Here is a 15,349-nt window from a genome sequence, read left to right as displayed (position 1 = left end):
GACGAAGGTTAGGTAATTTTCCCCGTCAAGCTCCGGGTGCATTCCGCCACCTCTGCACAAAGTTTTTTCTTGCAAGGAAAATGACCGGTGCAGCGATTCTTCTTGCTGGCAGCCAGGCTGCTGCGCCGCGTAACCTTGGCAGCTATTCCAGGCGGATTTTTGCAGCTTTGCGACGGTTTGAAAAACATTCTGGTGACAAATCATCCGGATGACGCTAATACGCACCACATAAAAATTGATCCGCGGTACTAAAAAATAACAAAGCGGACAGCATTAACGGGGAGCTTGCGGCAATGCTGCTGAGCCAAGTGATTACTGACAACCCGTCTTTGACGGATTTCTGGGCTTTGGAACGCTGCGTTTCTGCTGAAGCCAGAAAGATACCCAGCGAGGCAAATGCGCCTTTGACCTGTGATGTGGAGCCGGAATTCCGCTGTACGCCACGGAAATGGGACCTGATCCTGTCAGCGGCCCATGACCGCGGATTGCGGGCGCGCCGCGCCTGATGCCCGGCTGATTGCGGCCTGCCCTGCCGGACCTGCGGTTCTGATGGAAGAGAAAACCCCGCCAGATGCACTGGCGGGGCGGGCTGTTCTACTCTGCCGGTCGGGCTGCCGGTGTGCCTTTGATGCGTTCCCGCATCCCCTGCATCATCGCATACAGCACCGGTACCACGATGACGCCAACCACGGTTGCCGCCAGCATGCCGCCAAAGACGGCAATACCGATGGCCCGCTGGCTGGCTGCGCCGGCACCCGAAGCAACCAGCAATGGCACCACCCCCAGCAGGAAGGACAGCGCTGTCATCATCACGGCGCGGAAACGCTGTTTGGCCGCCTCCTGCGCCGCGTCGCGGATGGTGAGCCCGGCGGCGCGCTGCTCCATCGCGAACTCGACAATCAGAATGGCGTTTTTCGACGCCAGGCCGATCAGCATGATCATCCCGATCTGCGTGTAGAGGTTGATGTCATTGCCGGCGATTGCCACTGCCGCAACCGCTCCGAACAGGGCCACGATCACCGACAGCAGAATTGCCACCGGCATCGTCCAGCTTTCGTATTGCGCGACCAGGAACAGATAACCGAACAATACAGCCATCGCCAGGATCACGGTGACCAGACCTGCCGAGTCCAGCTGCTGCTGCGCCGTGCCCGTCCACTCAAAGGCATAACCCGGCGGCAGCGCCGTCGCGGCTTCCTCCTGCATCACCCGGATCGCATCGCCGGTGGACAGACCCGCCGCCGGCACAGCTGTGACAGTGGCCGAGCGGAAGATATTGTGCCGTTTCAGCAGCACCGGCCCCAGCACGTTTTCCACATCAATCAGGGTCGACAGCGGCACCATCTCACCTGACTGCGTCCGAACATACAGGCCGCCGATATCCTCAATCTTGTCGCGGTAGGTGCCTTCCGCTTGCAGCATCACCTTGTAGACACGCCCGAACAGGTTGAAGTCGTTGACATAGTAGGACCCCAGATGCGCCTGCATGGTCTGGAACACCTCGGAAATCGGCACATTCAGCGTCTTGGCTTTCTCGCGGTCCAGATCGACAAACACCTGCGGCACGTTGGCCCGGAAGGTTGTATAGGACTGGGCGATCTCCGGACGCTGGTTGGCAGAATAGACCAGCGAGCCGACCGATTGTGCCAGATCCTGCGGGGTGCCGCCTGCGGTCTGCTGGATGGCCATTTCCACACCTGCGGACATGCCCAGGCCCGAGATCGGCGGCGGGTTGAAGGCGACGATGCTGGCTGCGGCTTCTCCGTTAGCAATGCCGTAGATCTGGCCAAGGATGGCGTTGGGATGCAGCGCCTCGGTTTGCCGTTCATCCCAGGGGTGAAGGGAGGCGATGATCATCGCACCATTGGCCCCGGCCCCGTTCAGCAGGCTGAAACCATTGACCAGAACCGTGCCCTGGACACCGGGGATCTGCCGGATCTGCTCGTCAATCCGGCCGGTCACCGTCTCTGTCCGACCCAGCGCCGCCGCGTCAGGCAGCTGGACGTCCACAAACAGATAGCCGTTATCTTCGGCCGGCAGGAAGCCTTTGGATGTAGAGTTGAAAATTGTGCCGGTGCCAAAGGCAACCGCCGCGATGATGGCCAGCCCGATCACCGGCAGGCGCAGCAGGCGGGTGACGATGCTCAGATATCCGCTGCGGACGCCGCCGATCATGTTCTCGAACAGTGCCAGCAAGCCTTTTGGCGGGCCGGAGCGCGCCTTGAGCACAATAGAACAAAGCGCCGGCGACAGGGTCAGCGCGTTGACCGAAGAGATCACAACCGCAACCGAAATTGTCACCGCAAACTGCGAGTACAGCTTACCGGTGATCCCAGGCATGAAGGTAACCGGCACAAACACCGCCAGCAGCACCAGGGTTGTGGCAATCACCGGACCGGTGATCTGCCCCATTGCCTTGCGCGTGGCCTCGGCCGGGGGCAGCCCCTCCTCGGCAATGATCCGTTCGACATTCTCCACCACCACGATGGCGTCATCCACCACAATGCCGATCGCCAGCACCAGTGCGAACAGCGATATGGTGTTGAGCGACATGCCAAGCACCAGCAGGAAGGCAAATGTCCCGATAAGGGACACCGGAATGGCCACCGCGGGGATAATTGTTGCCCGGAAAGAGCCGAGGAAGATGAACACCACCGTGATCACCAGTGCAAAGGTCATCATCAGGGTGGAAATCACGTCATTCAGCGACTGTTCGACAAAATCTGTGGTGTTGAACGGCACCGAATAGGCAACGTCGTCCGGGAAATCCTCCGACAGCCGGTCCATCTCTGCCAGCACAGCCTCGGATACTGCCAGCGCATTGGCGCCGGGAGACTGGTAGACAGCCAGGATCGTCGCCGGCACGCCGTCGAAATAGCCTGAGGAACTGTAGTTGGAGGCCCCAAGTTCAACCTTGGAAATGTCCCTGAGCCGGACAGTGCCGCCGTTGTCGCCGGTGCGGATGACGATGTCCTCAAACTCAGCAACCTCGGTCAGGCGGCCCTTGGACTTGATGGTATACTGGAACACCTGATCACCCGGAACCGGCGGCGCGCCCACCTGCCCGGCGGAGACTTCGATGTTCTGTTCGCGCACCGCGTTGATCACGTCACCGGGTGAAATCCCGAGGCCGGCCATCTTGTTCGGATCCAGCCAGACCCGCATGGCGTACTCAAAGTTGGTCAGGATTTCCGCCTTACCTACGCCTTCGACGCGGGCCAGGGCATCCTTGATGTTGATGGCGGCATAGTTTGACAGAAACACATTGTCATACGAGCTGTCAGGCGATGTCAGAGCCGCAACCAGCAGCATGTTGGAGGAACTTTTCTGCGTCACCACACCGTTTGCCGTGACCTCGGACGGCAGCGCTGCGGTTGCCTGCGCCACCCGGTTCTGCACGTTGACGGACGCGATATCGGCATCAGTGCCAACTTCAAAGGTCACTGAAAGAGAATAGCTGCCGTCGTCAGCCGAAGTGGAGGACATATAGAGCATCCCGTCCACCCCGTTGACCTGCGCCTCGATCGGCGCGGCGACGCTTTTTTCCACGGTTTCAGCATTGGCGCCGGGGTAGCTGGCGGTGACATTCACCACCGGCGGAGTGATTTCCGGGAACTGCGCCACGGGCAGCGCGAAGTAGCCGATCACCCCCATGACCGTCAGAACCAGCGAGATGACGATTGCGAATTTCGGCCGCTCGATGAAGATAGAGGAAAACATCGGTTATTCTCCTGCCTGCCCGGCCAGCACCGGGTCCACTTCCACGCCCGGGCGGATTTTCTGCAGGCCTTCGACAACAACGGTTTCCCCATTTGTCAGCCCGTCCAGCACGATGATCCCGGTGCCCTGCACATCGCCAGTGACGATATAGCGCTGGGCCACTTGGTTCTGATCGTCCACTACCAGAACAAACGGCCCCTGCTGATCGCGCTGGATTGCAGCCTGGCTGATAATGATGCGGTCGACTGCCTCCTGAGACTGCAGGCCGACGGTCAGAAAGGCGCCGTCCAGGATCAGCCGGTGATCATTTTGAAACTGCGCCCGCACGGTGACTGCGCCGGTGGCTGGATCAACCCGGTTGCCGGCAAAGGCGATCCGGCCTTTTTCCTCCAGCTCGGCGCCATTGGGCAGAACGACAAACACTTCCGGTGCGGAATCGGCATCGGCCCGTTCTATACCTTCGGCCTGAAGCTCCTGCAAAATCTCGACGAACTGCTTTTCGTTCAAAGAAAAGGAAACATAAACCGGTGCTTCGCGCACGATATTGACCAAAGCCGCGCCACTGGGGTTGACCACATCGCCGATGCTGACCTCGACCCGGCCGACCCGGCCCGAGAACGGCGCGTGGATTTCGGTATAGCTCAGATCCAATTCGGCCTGCCGGATCGCAGCTGCGGCAGCGCGCACCTGGGCTTCGGCCACCAGCTCATTGGCGCGGGAGGTATCCCGGTCGGCCTCAGGCACCGAACCGCGTTCGAACAGCTCCTGTTTGCGGGCCAGATCCAACGAGGCGAGCTCTAAATTGGCCTCAGCCTGGGCCAGTTCGGCGCGGCGGCTTTCCAGCACCGCCTCATAAGCGCTGCGTTCGATGCGGAACAGCACGTCGCCCTTTTCAACCTCGGCACCGTCTTTGACCAGCACCTCCTCCAAGTAGCCGTTGACCCGGGCCATGATGTTGGCCTTGTCGATCGCTTCACCCCGGCCGATGAAAGTTGAGGTATCTTTGATCGGTTTAACCGCTGCCTGCGACACCGAAACCTTTGGTGCAGCACCCTGCTGCGCAAACGCCGCATCTGCACTTACAAGGCCAACCGCTGCAATAACGGCAAGCCCGGTCCGGCCGGTCAGGCCCCCGTTCCAGAAATACTTCATTCTTGAGCCTTTCAATTTGACAGAAATAATCAGGGCGGCCGGTTTTCCGGTGCACCGCTTCGTTGTAAAACTTAACCCTATTGAACACTGCGCGAGCTGCTGTCTGCAAGGAGCACGCGTGCTGACCGGACAAATTCACTCCGAAACTCCGCGATTATCCAGCGGGCCTTTCCAACGAAACCTTGCGCGCAAGGCGCAATTCAGGGAAACCGGAAACAACTTGCCGGCCGATCCGGCGCCGGCAGCTGCGCCGCTACGAAAAAGGGGAAACTCCGATGAAAGTGAATGGCACCCATTACCGCTCCCTTTGGTGGGACCACAATCACGATGCGCTGCAGATCATTGACCAGCGCTGGCTGCCGCATGACTTCCGTGTCCAGCAGGTGAACACGCTGCAGGAGTTTGCCGATGCAATTGTTGAGATGCGGGTGCGCGGCGCACCGCTGATCGGTGCGACGGCAGCTTATGGCATGGCTCTGGCGATGCGGCTGGATCCGTCGGATGCGGCGATGGATCAGGCCTGGAGCTTTCTCAACGCGACCCGCCCCACCGCCATCAACCTGCGCTGGGCGCTGGACCGCTGCCGCAACCACCTGCGGCCGCTGGCAGCAGGGGAGCGCGCCGCCGCCGCGCTGGCTCTGGCACATGAGATCGCGGACGAAGATGTCGGGATCAACCGCAGCATAGGCGCGCACGGGTTGGAGCTGATCAAGCAAATCGCGGCGAACAAGCCTGCGGGCGAGCCGGTCCGCCTGCTGACCCATTGCAACGCCGGCTGGATCGCCACCGTCGATTGGGGCACCGCCACCAGCCCGATGTACCAGGCGCATGACGCGGGCATCCCGATACATGTCTGGGTGGACGAAACGCGCCCGCGCAACCAGGGTGCCCTGACCTCTTGGGAGCTGGGCAGCCACGGCATCAGCCACAGCTACATCACCGACAATGCCGGCGGCCATCTGATGCAGCACGGCCAGGTGGATCTGGTGATCACCGGCACAGACCGCACCACCCGCCGCGGCGATGTCTGCAACAAGGTCGGCACCTATCTGAAAGCGCTGGCGGCCAAGGACAACGGAGTGCCTTTCTACGTCGCCCTGCCCTCGCCGACCATCGACTGGACCGTTTCGGACGGCGTTGCCGAAATTCCGATCGAAGACCGCAGCGAACGTGAAATCACCCATGTTCAAGGCAAGACCGAGGATGGCGCCATTGGCGTGGTTCAGGTCACCCCGGATGGCACGCCTGGCGGCAATCCGGCCTTTGACGTGACCCCGAACCGGCTGGTCACTGGTCTGATCACCGAACGCGGGATCTGCGAAGCCTCCGAAGACGGCCTTGCCGGGCTGTTTCCCGAAATGGCCGCCGCCAGATCCGCTTGAGACTGGAGGATTTTGCGTGAAGCCTCCGTATCAGGACAGCCCCGGACTGCGGCAGACAGTGATCGACGCCTGCCTGGAGATGAATGCCATGGGCATCAATCAAGGCACTTCCGGCAATATCTCGGTGCGCGCGGGCGATATGATGCTGATCACGCCCTCCGGTGTGCCCTATGAAAAGATGACGCCCAAGGATCTGGTGAAGATGCCACTGGACGGCAGCCAGTTACCGGACGGCCAGTTGAAGCCTTCTACTGAATGGCCTTTTCACCTGGCCATTCTGCAGGCCAAGCCCGCTATCAACGCGGTGGTTCACGCGCATCCCGTCTATTGCAGTGCCTTGGCAATGAACCGCCAGGCTATCCCGGCCTGCCACTACATGGTCGCGGCCTTTGGCGGCAATGATGTGCCGGTGGCAGATTATGCGCTGTTCGGCAGCCGGCAGCTGTCGGACAATATTACCCGGTCATTGCAAAACCGCAGTGCTTGCCTGATGGCAAATCATGGTGCTGTCGCCACCGGCGAAAGCCTGCCGCGCGCACTCTGGCGCATGGGGGAATTGGAGGCGTTGGCAAAAGGTTATGCGACTAGTCTCACAATTGGCAGGCCACACATCCTGACTGAAACCGATATGCAGGAAGTCACCGCCGCCTTTGCGGACTACGGCCTGAAAGACAGCCGCTGACGTTGCATCAGTGCAAAGCAAGACCAATACGTGACTGCGGAATCCGCCGGTGGACGTGGACAAAAAAGAACAAAGGCCTGCAGCAAGAATGCGCTGCAGGCCTTTGTTTTCATTGGTACCCAAGGCCGGACTCGAACCGGCACGCTGTCACCAGCGGGGGATTTTGAATCCCCTGCGTCTACCATTCCGCCACTTGGGCAACGTCCTGTTCCTAGCCAAGCCAGACGCCAAGGTCCAGAGGCAAAAAGGCACTTTGCAGCCAAAAAATCGGCGCGTGGCGAATTCACCCGGCAGCAAAGGTTGACGGAATGCGGCCCGCATGCCACCTCATCTTGCAAAACCCGTTGAGGATGCAGAGCCCAGAATGCTGAAACCGCTGTACAACCGGACGATGGCCCTGGCCGATCATCCCAAGGCGCTTTGGTGTTTGGCCATTGTTGCCTTTGTCGAAAGCTCCGTGTTCCCGATTCCGCCGGATGTGCTGATGATTCCGATGATCCTGGCCCGCCCGTCGCGCGCCTGGCTGGTTGCGCTAGTGGCCCTGGCGGCCTCGGTTGCAGGCGGTGTGCTTGGCTATGCGATTGGTGCGTTCTTTTACGAGGGCATCGGCCAGCCGGTGCTGGAGGCGATGGGCAAAGGCGATGCCATGGCGGAATTCAACACCCGGTTTAACGATTTCGGGTTCTGGGCTGTGCTGGGCGCCGGCGTCACACCGTTCCCCTATAAAGTGATAACCATTATGTCGGGCTGGACCGGCATGCCCATCGGCACCTTCATTGCCACCTCTATCCTCGCACGCGCATTGCGTTTTTTCATCGTCGCCGGACTTCTCTGGAAGTTCGGAACCCCAGTCCGCGACTTTATTGAGCGCCGCTTGGGTCTGGTTTTCACGGCCTTCATCCTTGTCCTGTTTGGCGGCTTCCTGCTGGTAAGGTTTATCTGATAATGCATCGTTTTTTGATTATCCTTGCGGCCGGCGGCTCTGCTGCGCTGCTGTTGGGTGCGCTGGGGTTCCAATACATTGGCGAAATGCCGCCCTGTAAACTGTGCTATTGGCAGCGCTATCCGCATGCCGCCGCCGCTGGGATCGGCGTTTTGGCGCTGATCATTCCGGGCGCGCTGCTGCCTTATCTGGGTGCGCTGGCGGCCCTGACCACAGCAGGCATAGGCGCCTTTCACACCGGGGTTGAACGAGGCTGGTGGGAAGGTCCGTCCACCTGCACGTCCGGCCCGGTTGGAGGCCTGTCTCCGGATCAGCTGCTGGACCAGATCATGGCCGCTCCGCTGGTGCGTTGCGACGAGGTGCCTTGGGAAATGCTGTCACTGTCCATGGCCAGCTGGAACGCCATTGCATCTTTTGGTCTGGCACTGCTTTGGGTCGCAGCCGCCAACCATGCCCGCAAGCAGGGTTAACCTTATGGAAAGTCGAGGTGCGGCAGATAACCCATTGATTATCCTGCAGCCTCCGCAGACATCAGCTGTCCTTTTTGGTGGCTAGCAGCAGATTTGTCTCGCTGCTTACAATCCCTTCAAAGGTGCGGATCTTGGCCAAAGCCGTGTCCAGCGTTTCCAGGGTCTCGGTGCCAAGCTCCACAATCAAATCCCAGCGCCCGTTGGTGGTGTGAATGGCCCGCACCTCCGGCAGCCCCTGCAGCTGCCGGGTGATCCGGCTGGTGCCGCGGCCTTCGATTCCGATCAGCATCAGCCCGCGGACCGGATCCCGCAGCACGTCCTCCTTCAGCACCACGGTAAACCCCAGAATGTCCCCCCGTGCCTGCAACCGCTCGATCCGTGCCCGCACTGTGGTGCGTGACAGGTTCAGTTCGAGCGCCAGGTCCGACAGCGACGCCCGTGCGTTATGCCGCAATGCTGACACCAGCCGCTCATCCGTTTTGTCCATTACTCACCCCAAATCGGCCAATCACTGCCCTTTATGGGCAAAATGCATGCTGGAATCCATCACATTCCGGAGGTTTCTAGTAAGAAAGCAAATTTCTTGAGAGGCCAAAACGGTGACTTCGCAACATTGCATCCTTATTGGCGCGCCGGTGGACAGTGGAAAACGCCGGGCCGGCTGCCTGATGGGCCCTGACGCCTACCGGACTGCCGGGCTTGCCCCCGCACTGGAGAACCTTGGACATACGGTTGAGGACTTGGGAAACCTAAGCCCGGAATCCCATGCACCGGATGGCAATGACGGGCTGGTCTTTGCCCGGAATGAAACCATCGGCTGGACTGCGCGCCTTGCCCAGGCGGCTGAAGACGCCCTTGAGTGCGGTGTTCCCATATTCCTTGGCGGGGATCATTCTCTCTCGCTCGGCTCTGTCGCAGGGGCTGCGAATTTTGCTGCCAAGGCCGGCCGGCCGCTGTTTGTTCTGTGGCTGGACGCGCATACAGATTTCCACACACCGGAAACATCGGACAGCGGCAACCTGCATGGAACACCTGTTGGTTATTTCACTGGACGCAGTGGGTTCGAGGGTTTTCCTGATGTCGCCAACCCTGTACCGCAGGAGAATGTCTGCATGATCGGCCTGCGGTCTGTCGACACCCAGGAACGGCTTGCCCTGGAAGGCAGCTCCATCCGCACCCATGACATGCGCCACATTGATGAAAACGGCATTGCAGGCCCGTTGAACCGGTTCCTGGAGCACGTCGCCCAGGCCAATGGCATGCTGCATGTCTCGCTGGACGTGGATTTTCTGGACCCATCCGTAGCGCCTGCCGTCGGCACCACCGTTCCCGGCGGCGCAACCGTGCGCGAGGCGCATCTGGTCTGCGAAATCCTGCATGACTCTGGGCTGATGACCTCGCTGGACCTGGTTGAGCTGAACCCCTTCCTGGACGAACGCGGCCGCACAGCGCATTTGATGGTGGATCTCTGCGCTTCGGCTCTGGGCCGGCGCGTGTTTGACCGCCCGACACGGAGCTATCAGTGACCAGCCTGCAAGCCCCCTCTGCAGTGGTCATGATACGGCCGCATCATTTCCGTTCAAACCCGGAAACACAGGGCGACAACGCCTTCCAAACGCTGGCAAACACTTCGGCTGAAACGGCATCTGCCCAGGCACTGGCAGAGTTCGACGGCGCCGTGGAAACTCTGCGCGGCGCAGGTGTGTCCGTGCACGTGTTTGATGACACCACTACCGGAACCCCGGACAGTGTTTTTCCGAACAACTGGTTTTCCACCCATGCCGGCGGGCATATCGCAGTCTACCCGATGTTCGCTGAAAACCGGCGCAAGGAACGGCGCTGGGACGTGATCGAACTGCTGAAGCGGGACTACCGGGTTCAGGATGTGATCGATTACTCCGGTCTGGAACAGGACGGGCTGTCGTTGGAAGGCACCGGAGCCATGGTGCTCGATCACATCGGCCGCATTGCCTACACGGTGAAATCCAATCGCGCCGACCCGATCCTTCTGGAACGGTTTTGCACCCATTTCAACTTTGAACCCATGGTGTTCGAGGCCAAAGATAAAGCAGGCCGCGACGTTTATCACACCAATGTTTTGATGGGGATCGGCACCGAATACGCGTTGATTTGCCTCGATATGATCGTTGATCCAGCGCGCCGTTCCGAAGTTGCCGCGCGGCTGGAGGAAACCGGCCGCCGAGTGATTGATCTCACTCAGGAGCAGATTGCCAATTTCGCCGGAAACGCGCTGGAACTTACTGGCAAGAAACGCATTCTTGCACTTTCAGCCAAGGCGCTGGACGCATTGCGTCCGGACCAGATCGCAGAAATCGAAAGGAGCGCAGAGCCGCTCCCCCTGACCATTCCGACCATCGAAACCGCAGGCGGGTCGGTGCGCTGCATGCTGGCAGGCATCCACCTCAGCCCCCGTGAAAGGACTTCCGCATGACACAGCCTTCGGAAAAAGCATTGGTGCCTTTTGTCAGCGTCGACAACATGATGCGCCTCGTTCATCACATCGGCGTCGAGCAGATTCTGCGCGATCTGGCAGGTTATGTCGAAGACGATTTCAAACGCTGGGAGCTGTTCGACAAAACTCCGCGTGTTGCCAGCCATTCGGATGTCGGCGTGATTGAGCTGATGCCAACTTCGGACGGCGAGGCCTATGGGTTCAAATATGTGAACGGCCACCCCAAGAATACCTCCGAAGGCCTGCAGACTGTCACCGCCTTTGGGCTGCTGGCAGACGTCTACACCGGCTATCCGGTGCTGCTGACCGAGATGACCATGCTGACCGCCTTGCGCACCGCGGCGACCTCAGCAATGGCTGCCAAGTATCTGGCACCAAAAGGGTCAACCACGATGGCGATGATCGGTAACGGCGCCCAGTCGGAGTTCCAGACCCTGGCGATGAAAGCGATAATCGGCCTGAAATCCGTGCGTCTTTATGACAAAGACACCGCGGCAACCGCAAAATGCGCCCGGAATTTGGAAGGTCTGGGGGTTGAGGTTGTATCCTGCAAAACGCCGGAAGAGGCAATTGAAGGGGCCCAGATCCTTACCACCTGCACCGCGGACAAGCAAAACGCCACCATCCTGACCGACAACATGGTCGGCAGCGGCGTGCATATCAACGCGATAGGCGGCGACTGTCCGGGCAAGACGGAATTGGCAGCCGGTATCCTCAGCCGCTCTGACGTCTTTGTCGAATACCCGCCGCAAACCCGGATCGAAGGCGAAATTCAGCAAATGCCGGAAGACTTTGCTGTGACCGAGCTGTGGGAGGTGATTTCAGGCCAGAAACAGGGCCGCACCGGCGACCGCCAGATCACCTTGTTCGACAGCGTTGGCTTCGCGATCGAGGATTTTTCGGCTCTGCGTTACATTCGCGACCGCATCAAAGGCACGGACTATTTCATCGACCTGGACATGCTCGCAGATCCGGACGACCCGCGCGATTTGTTTGGTATGCTCCAACGCGCCAAACGCTGACCCAATGCAAAGGCGGCCCGCTCAACTGAGGCCGCCGGCACCTCCGGCCTTTTCGCCTGTTCACCGCACTTTTGGCCCTGCAGGCGACGCTCAAGGGGATCTGAGCAACGGCGCCTAACGTAGGCTGGGACAAAGGCGGAAAGGCCGGACACCTTAACTTTCAATAGGTTAATAGGTTTTCTTCAGGCGTCCAATTCAGTATCCCAGTAAAGGAAATCCATCCAGCTATCGTGAAGATGGTTCGGCGGGAATTTGCGTCCGGTATTGCGCAGTTCCTCTGCGCCTGGACGGCGCGGCGGTTTGCGCAAGGACATGCCAGCCCGATGCAGCGATTTCGAACCCTTCTTCAGGTTGCAGGGGCTGCAGGCCGCCACCACGTTTTCCCAGCTGGTCACCCCGCCGGCCGCACGCGGCACCACATGGTCAAAGGTCAGGTCGCCCTTGCTGCCACAGTACTGGCAGTGGAATTCATCCCTCAAAAATAAATTAAAGCGCGTGAAGGCCACGCGCTTTTGAGGTTTCACATAATCTTTCAGAACCACCACAGAGGGTATTCGTATCTCGGTGCTGGGACTGTGCACCACCTCGTCATACTCAGCCACAATCGCCACGCGGTCGAGCCAGGCCGCCTTGACCGCGTCCTGCCAGGACCACAAGGACAACGGATAATAGGATAATGGCCGGTAGTCTGCATTCAGCACCAGCGCCGGGTGCTGTTTCAGCGCCCCTGGAGATCTGACAAACTCTGCTCTGAAATCGCCATCCATTGTGAACGTCTTCCTCGCACTGATCTTCCGTTATCCGGAACCAGAGCGGGGAAACCGCCCCAGCTTTCATTTGACTATATCTCGTGGTTAGCGCCTGACAAGCCCTGATGATCCACAATATCTCGGGATCTATCTAAGCTGATTCCGTGACAATGCGGTGAAAGTTATCCACAAGCCTGTTTTGTGTTCTCTCTTGCTCTGCCTGATTGGCCCGCCTATTGCCATGCCATGACCCGCCTGATCCGCTTCAACAAACCTTATGATGTGCTGCCCCAGTTCACTGATCGCGGCAGTCAGGGCAGCCCCCGTGCCACGCTGAGCGAGTTCATTGACTGCCCAGGTGTTTATGCTGCAGGCCGTCTTGACCGCGACAGCGAAGGGCTGATGCTGCTGACAGACAACGGCCGGCTGCAGTCCTGGATCACCGACCCGAAACATAAAATGACCAAGACCTATTGGGTCCAGGTCGAGGGCAAACCTGACGCTGAGGCGCTCAAGTTACTTGCAGAAGGCATTGAATTAAAAGACGGAAAGACTCTGCCAGCCAAAGCCCGGCTAATGGATGAGCCGCCGGGCCTTTGGGCCCGCACGCCGCCTGTCCGGATGCGCAAGACCGTCGCCGACAGCTGGCTGGAACTGACAATCCGCGAGGGCCGCAACCGGCAGGTAAGGCGGATGACAGCCGCGGCCGGATACCCGACGCTGCGCCTGATCCGCTATAGCATCGGCGCTTGGACGCTCGAGGGGCTGGCTCAGGGAGCGTGGGACGATCTTGAAGCCCCAAAGGTGCCAGGGCCGCCCAAACCTTCGCAAAAACCGCCCCGCAGGCCCAAGGCATCTGCGAACCGGAACCCGGCAAGTGACAGGCCGCGGCGGCGCTGATATCCTGTCAGCATGCCACCGCAAGCCCCTGCCCCCAAAGCCATTCTGGAAACTGCGCTATATGCCGATGATCTGGACGCGGCGGAAGAATTCTACGGCCGGATCCTGGGACTTGAGCGGATTCAACGGGTCGGTGACAGGCACGTCTTCTTTCGCTGCGGAACTTCGGTATTGCTGATTTTCAATGCTCAGGAAACCATAAAGCCGCCCGGCAATCCGCGTTTACCAGTGCCGCCGCATGGCAGCAGCGGCCCGGGGCACATATGTTTTGCCCAGCCGCGGGCAGACCTGCTTTTGATGCGCGGTCGTTTGGTGGCATCAGGGATTGAAATTGAGGCTGAGTTCGACTGGCCCAGCGGAGCGCACTCCCTCTACTTCCGCGACCCGGCAGGAAACTCGATTGAAATCGCCGAACCGCAGCTTTGGGCTTATTGAATCGGCTGCAGCGCGCCGGAAAATTTGAATTTTCCGGCCAAAATTCTTGCCAAGAATTTTGCGGGCCCGCCGGGTCCGGACCCGGTGCGCCTCATCTTTGATGGAGCAGCACCAGGGCGGGAAGTCTTTGATCCGGCGTTACAACCCCAGCTTATCGCGCATAAAGGCCAAGGCTACGCTCAAGCCATCCGGTGCGATGCCATGGCCCGTGCCCTTTTGAATATGGGCAAAGACATCCTGAAAACCGGCCTCCTGCAATGCTTCCGCCGCTTCCGGCAAGGATTGCACCGGCACCACGTCGTCTTGATCTCCGTGCACCAGAAGGATCGGCATCTTGGACACGGCTTCGTCCTTGAGCAGTTCAGGCGCCAGCAGACGGCCGGAAAAGGCTACAATGCCGGCCACCGCGTCTTCGCGCCGTGGAGCAATCTGCAGGCTCATCATTGTGCCCTGGCTGAACCCGAACAGCACCACCTGTTCCGGCAGCACGTCCTCGTCCACCATCAGCGCATTCAGGAAGGCATTCAGATCTTCTTCGGCCGCCTGCATGCCGCGCATGCTTTCCTCTTCCGAAGAGCCGTCGATCCAGGGAATCGGAAACCACTGATAGCCCATCGGAGCGCCGGCACAGGCTTCAGGCGCGTCAGGCGCGACAAACAGCGTATCCGGCAAATGTTCAGCCAAAGGGTCCGCAAGCCCCAGCAGGTCGGCGCCATTGGCGCCATAACCATGCAGGAACACCACAATCGAGCGGATATCGCCGGAGAGCGGCTCTTTGCGGCCGGCATTCAGTACACGAGTCATCGGATCCCTTCCCTGTCCTTCGCCACCCGGTAATAGGCCCAGAGAATGCGCGCCGCAACCGATCGCCAGGGCGACCAGTCTTCGGCCATTTGCCGCAGTTCCCGGTCCTTGGGGCGGGCCGGCAGATCAAACAGCACCCGTGCCGCCTCCTGAAGGGCCAAATCGCCAGGGGCAAAGACATCGGCCCGGCCCAGCGAAAACATTGCATAAATCTCAGCCGTCCAAACACCGATCCCCGGGACCTCGACCAGACGTGTAATCACTTCCGCATCCGGAACGTCCCGCAAGGCTTTGAAATCAATGCGTGCCTCAGCCAGTGCACGGGCATAGCGGATCTTCTGGCGGCTGAGGCCTGCTGCGCGCAGATCCTCATCCGTGGCCCACAGTATCTTACGCGGCCCGGTGAGCCTGGCGGCCTTCATCCGGGCCCAGATCGCCTTGGCGGAGGCCACACTCACCTGCTGGCTGACAATTGCGCTCAACAGCTCGGCAAACCCGTCCGGCTTGCGGCGCAGCGGCAATGGTCCGGTCAATTTCAAAGCATCGGCAAACCGGCTGTCCTGCGCGGCCAGCCATTCGGCGCCCTCACTCACGCAGGCGTCGCATTGGATAATCCG

Annotated in this window: 16 protein-coding genes and 1 tRNA gene; 10 read left to right on the top strand and 7 right to left on the bottom strand. The window is 59.9% G+C overall.

All coding sequences use genetic code 11. The features are described 5' to 3' along the window. Nucleotides 1-87: 87 nt before the first annotated feature. Nucleotides 88-252 (top strand): hypothetical protein, encoded by a 165-nt coding sequence (locus tag L1069_RS01015; protein ID WP_237454501.1) that lies wholly within the window; start codon nucleotides 88-90, stop codon nucleotides 250-252. Nucleotides 253-594: 342 nt separating this feature from the next. Here L1069_RS01015 and L1069_RS01010 read toward each other — a convergent pair whose 3' ends face one another. Continuing rightward, on the bottom strand, nucleotides 595-3,720 hold the full coding sequence (locus L1069_RS01010; RefSeq protein WP_237454500.1) for a multidrug efflux RND transporter permease subunit: 3,126 nt from the start codon (nucleotides 3,718-3,720) through the stop codon (nucleotides 595-597). Nucleotides 3,721-3,723: 3 nt separating this feature from the next. Then, complete coding sequence (locus L1069_RS01005; protein WP_237454499.1) at nucleotides 3,724-4,872, bottom strand: efflux RND transporter periplasmic adaptor subunit; 1,149 nt, start codon at nucleotides 4,870-4,872, stop codon at nucleotides 3,724-3,726. Between the two features lie 275 nt (nucleotides 4,873-5,147). On the opposite strand from L1069_RS01005, the gene mtnA reads away from it, so the two are divergent. Both mtnA and L1069_RS00995 read left to right on the top strand, forming a co-directional pair. Further along, complete coding sequence (gene mtnA, locus L1069_RS01000; protein WP_237454498.1) at nucleotides 5,148-6,254, top strand: S-methyl-5-thioribose-1-phosphate isomerase; 1,107 nt, start codon at nucleotides 5,148-5,150, stop codon at nucleotides 6,252-6,254. Between the two features lie 16 nt (nucleotides 6,255-6,270). Continuing rightward, entirely contained in the window at nucleotides 6,271-6,936 is a 666-nt protein-coding gene (locus L1069_RS00995; protein WP_237454497.1) for a class II aldolase/adducin family protein, read from the top strand. Nucleotides 6,937-7,049: 113 nt separating this feature from the next. Here L1069_RS00995 and L1069_RS00990 read toward each other — a convergent pair. Continuing rightward, nucleotides 7,050-7,135 (bottom strand) — tRNA-Leu (locus tag L1069_RS00990). Between the two features lie 165 nt (nucleotides 7,136-7,300). Here L1069_RS00990 and L1069_RS00985 point away from each other — a divergent pair. Both L1069_RS00985 and L1069_RS00980 read left to right on the top strand, forming a co-directional pair. Then, nucleotides 7,301-7,879: a YqaA family protein gene (locus L1069_RS00985; protein WP_129370894.1), complete on the top strand. Its 579-nt coding sequence runs from the start codon at nucleotides 7,301-7,303 to the stop codon at nucleotides 7,877-7,879. Between the two features lie 2 nt (nucleotides 7,880-7,881). Continuing rightward, the gene (locus tag L1069_RS00980; RefSeq protein ID WP_134829871.1) at nucleotides 7,882-8,349 is read left to right on the top strand and encodes a disulfide bond formation protein B; all 468 of its coding nucleotides are present in this window, start codon (nucleotides 7,882-7,884) and stop codon (nucleotides 8,347-8,349) included. Between the two features lie 61 nt (nucleotides 8,350-8,410). On the opposite strand, the gene L1069_RS00975 is transcribed toward L1069_RS00980, so the two are convergent. Next, nucleotides 8,411-8,836 (bottom strand): Lrp/AsnC family transcriptional regulator, encoded by a 426-nt coding sequence (locus L1069_RS00975; RefSeq protein ID WP_027258961.1) that lies wholly within the window; start codon nucleotides 8,834-8,836, stop codon nucleotides 8,411-8,413. 112 nt (nucleotides 8,837-8,948) lie between these two features. On the opposite strand from L1069_RS00975, the gene rocF reads away from it, so the two are divergent. The 3 genes from rocF to L1069_RS00960 are packed head-to-tail and all read left to right on the top strand — an operon-like array spanning nucleotide 8,949 to nucleotide 11,844. Next, a complete protein-coding gene (gene rocF, locus L1069_RS00970; protein ID WP_237454496.1) occupies nucleotides 8,949-9,875 on the top strand; it encodes an arginase in 927 nt (308 codons plus the stop codon). Further along, nucleotides 9,872-10,801: an arginine deiminase-related protein gene (locus tag L1069_RS00965; protein WP_237454495.1), complete on the top strand. Its 930-nt coding sequence runs from the start codon at nucleotides 9,872-9,874 to the stop codon at nucleotides 10,799-10,801. Before rocF ends, L1069_RS00965 begins: the two co-directional genes overlap by 4 nt. Next, on the top strand, nucleotides 10,798-11,844 hold the full coding sequence (locus L1069_RS00960; RefSeq protein WP_237454494.1) for an ornithine cyclodeaminase: 1,047 nt from the start codon (nucleotides 10,798-10,800) through the stop codon (nucleotides 11,842-11,844). Before L1069_RS00965 ends, L1069_RS00960 begins: the two co-directional genes overlap by 4 nt. A 182-nt stretch (nucleotides 11,845-12,026) precedes the next feature. Here L1069_RS00960 and L1069_RS00955 read toward each other — a convergent pair whose 3' ends face one another. Next, nucleotides 12,027-12,611 carry an HNH endonuclease gene (locus L1069_RS00955; RefSeq protein ID WP_129370889.1) on the bottom strand — a complete coding sequence of 195 codons (585 nt, stop codon included), beginning with the start codon at nucleotides 12,609-12,611 and terminating at the stop codon, nucleotides 12,027-12,029. 228 nt (nucleotides 12,612-12,839) lie between these two features. On the opposite strand from L1069_RS00955, the gene L1069_RS00950 reads away from it, so the two are divergent. Both L1069_RS00950 and L1069_RS00945 read left to right on the top strand, forming a co-directional pair. Then, nucleotides 12,840-13,493, top strand: coding sequence for a pseudouridine synthase (locus L1069_RS00950; RefSeq protein ID WP_237454493.1), 654 nt, complete (start codon nucleotides 12,840-12,842; stop codon nucleotides 13,491-13,493). Between the two features lie 12 nt (nucleotides 13,494-13,505). Next, the gene (locus tag L1069_RS00945; protein ID WP_129370887.1) at nucleotides 13,506-13,928 is read left to right on the top strand and encodes a VOC family protein; all 423 of its coding nucleotides are present in this window, start codon (nucleotides 13,506-13,508) and stop codon (nucleotides 13,926-13,928) included. A gap of 138 nt (nucleotides 13,929-14,066) precedes the next feature. On the opposite strand, the gene L1069_RS00940 is transcribed toward L1069_RS00945, so the two are convergent. Then, nucleotides 14,067-14,732: an alpha/beta fold hydrolase gene (locus L1069_RS00940; RefSeq protein WP_129370886.1), complete on the bottom strand. Its 666-nt coding sequence runs from the start codon at nucleotides 14,730-14,732 to the stop codon at nucleotides 14,067-14,069. After that, nucleotides 14,729-15,325 (bottom strand): DNA-3-methyladenine glycosylase 2 family protein, encoded by a 597-nt coding sequence (locus L1069_RS00935; RefSeq protein WP_237454492.1) that lies wholly within the window; start codon nucleotides 15,323-15,325, stop codon nucleotides 14,729-14,731. The genes L1069_RS00940 and L1069_RS00935 overlap by 4 nt, the downstream gene beginning before the upstream one ends. Nucleotides 15,326-15,349 lie beyond the last annotated feature (24 nt).

The sequence above is a fragment of the Leisingera sp. MMG026 genome, from assembly GCF_021654205.1.
GTDB lineage: Bacteria > Pseudomonadota > Alphaproteobacteria > Rhodobacterales > Rhodobacteraceae > Leisingera.
The sequence above is the reverse complement of the archived record's forward strand: the minus strand, read 5'-3'. Positions and strand labels throughout refer to the sequence as shown.

Excerpts from the sequence above, each read along its gene's own strand:
- L1069_RS01010 (WP_237454500.1), bottom strand. The coding sequence starts at position 3,720 with ATGTTTTCCTCTATCTTCATCGAGCGGCCGAAATTCGCAATCGTCATC.
- L1069_RS01005 (WP_237454499.1), bottom strand. The coding sequence starts at position 4,872 with ATGAAGTATTTCTGGAACGGGGGCCTGACCGGCCGGACCGGGCTTGCC.
- L1069_RS00960 (WP_237454494.1), top strand. The coding sequence starts at position 10,798 with ATGACACAGCCTTCGGAAAAAGCATTGGTGCCTTTTGTCAGCGTCGAC.
- mtnA (WP_237454498.1), top strand. The coding sequence starts at position 5,148 with ATGAAAGTGAATGGCACCCATTACCGCTCCCTTTGGTGGGACCACAAT.
- L1069_RS00955 (WP_129370889.1), bottom strand. The coding sequence starts at position 12,611 with ATGGATGGCGATTTCAGAGCAGAGTTTGTCAGATCTCCAGGGGCGCTG.
- L1069_RS00985 (WP_129370894.1), top strand. The coding sequence starts at position 7,301 with ATGCTGAAACCGCTGTACAACCGGACGATGGCCCTGGCCGATCATCCC.
- L1069_RS00980 (WP_134829871.1), top strand. The coding sequence starts at position 7,882 with ATGCATCGTTTTTTGATTATCCTTGCGGCCGGCGGCTCTGCTGCGCTG.
- L1069_RS00945 (WP_129370887.1), top strand. The coding sequence starts at position 13,506 with ATGCCACCGCAAGCCCCTGCCCCCAAAGCCATTCTGGAAACTGCGCTA.
- L1069_RS00940 (WP_129370886.1), bottom strand. The coding sequence starts at position 14,732 with ATGACTCGTGTACTGAATGCCGGCCGCAAAGAGCCGCTCTCCGGCGAT.
- L1069_RS00975 (WP_027258961.1), bottom strand. The coding sequence starts at position 8,836 with ATGGACAAAACGGATGAGCGGCTGGTGTCAGCATTGCGGCATAACGCA.
- L1069_RS00950 (WP_237454493.1), top strand. The coding sequence starts at position 12,840 with ATGACCCGCCTGATCCGCTTCAACAAACCTTATGATGTGCTGCCCCAG.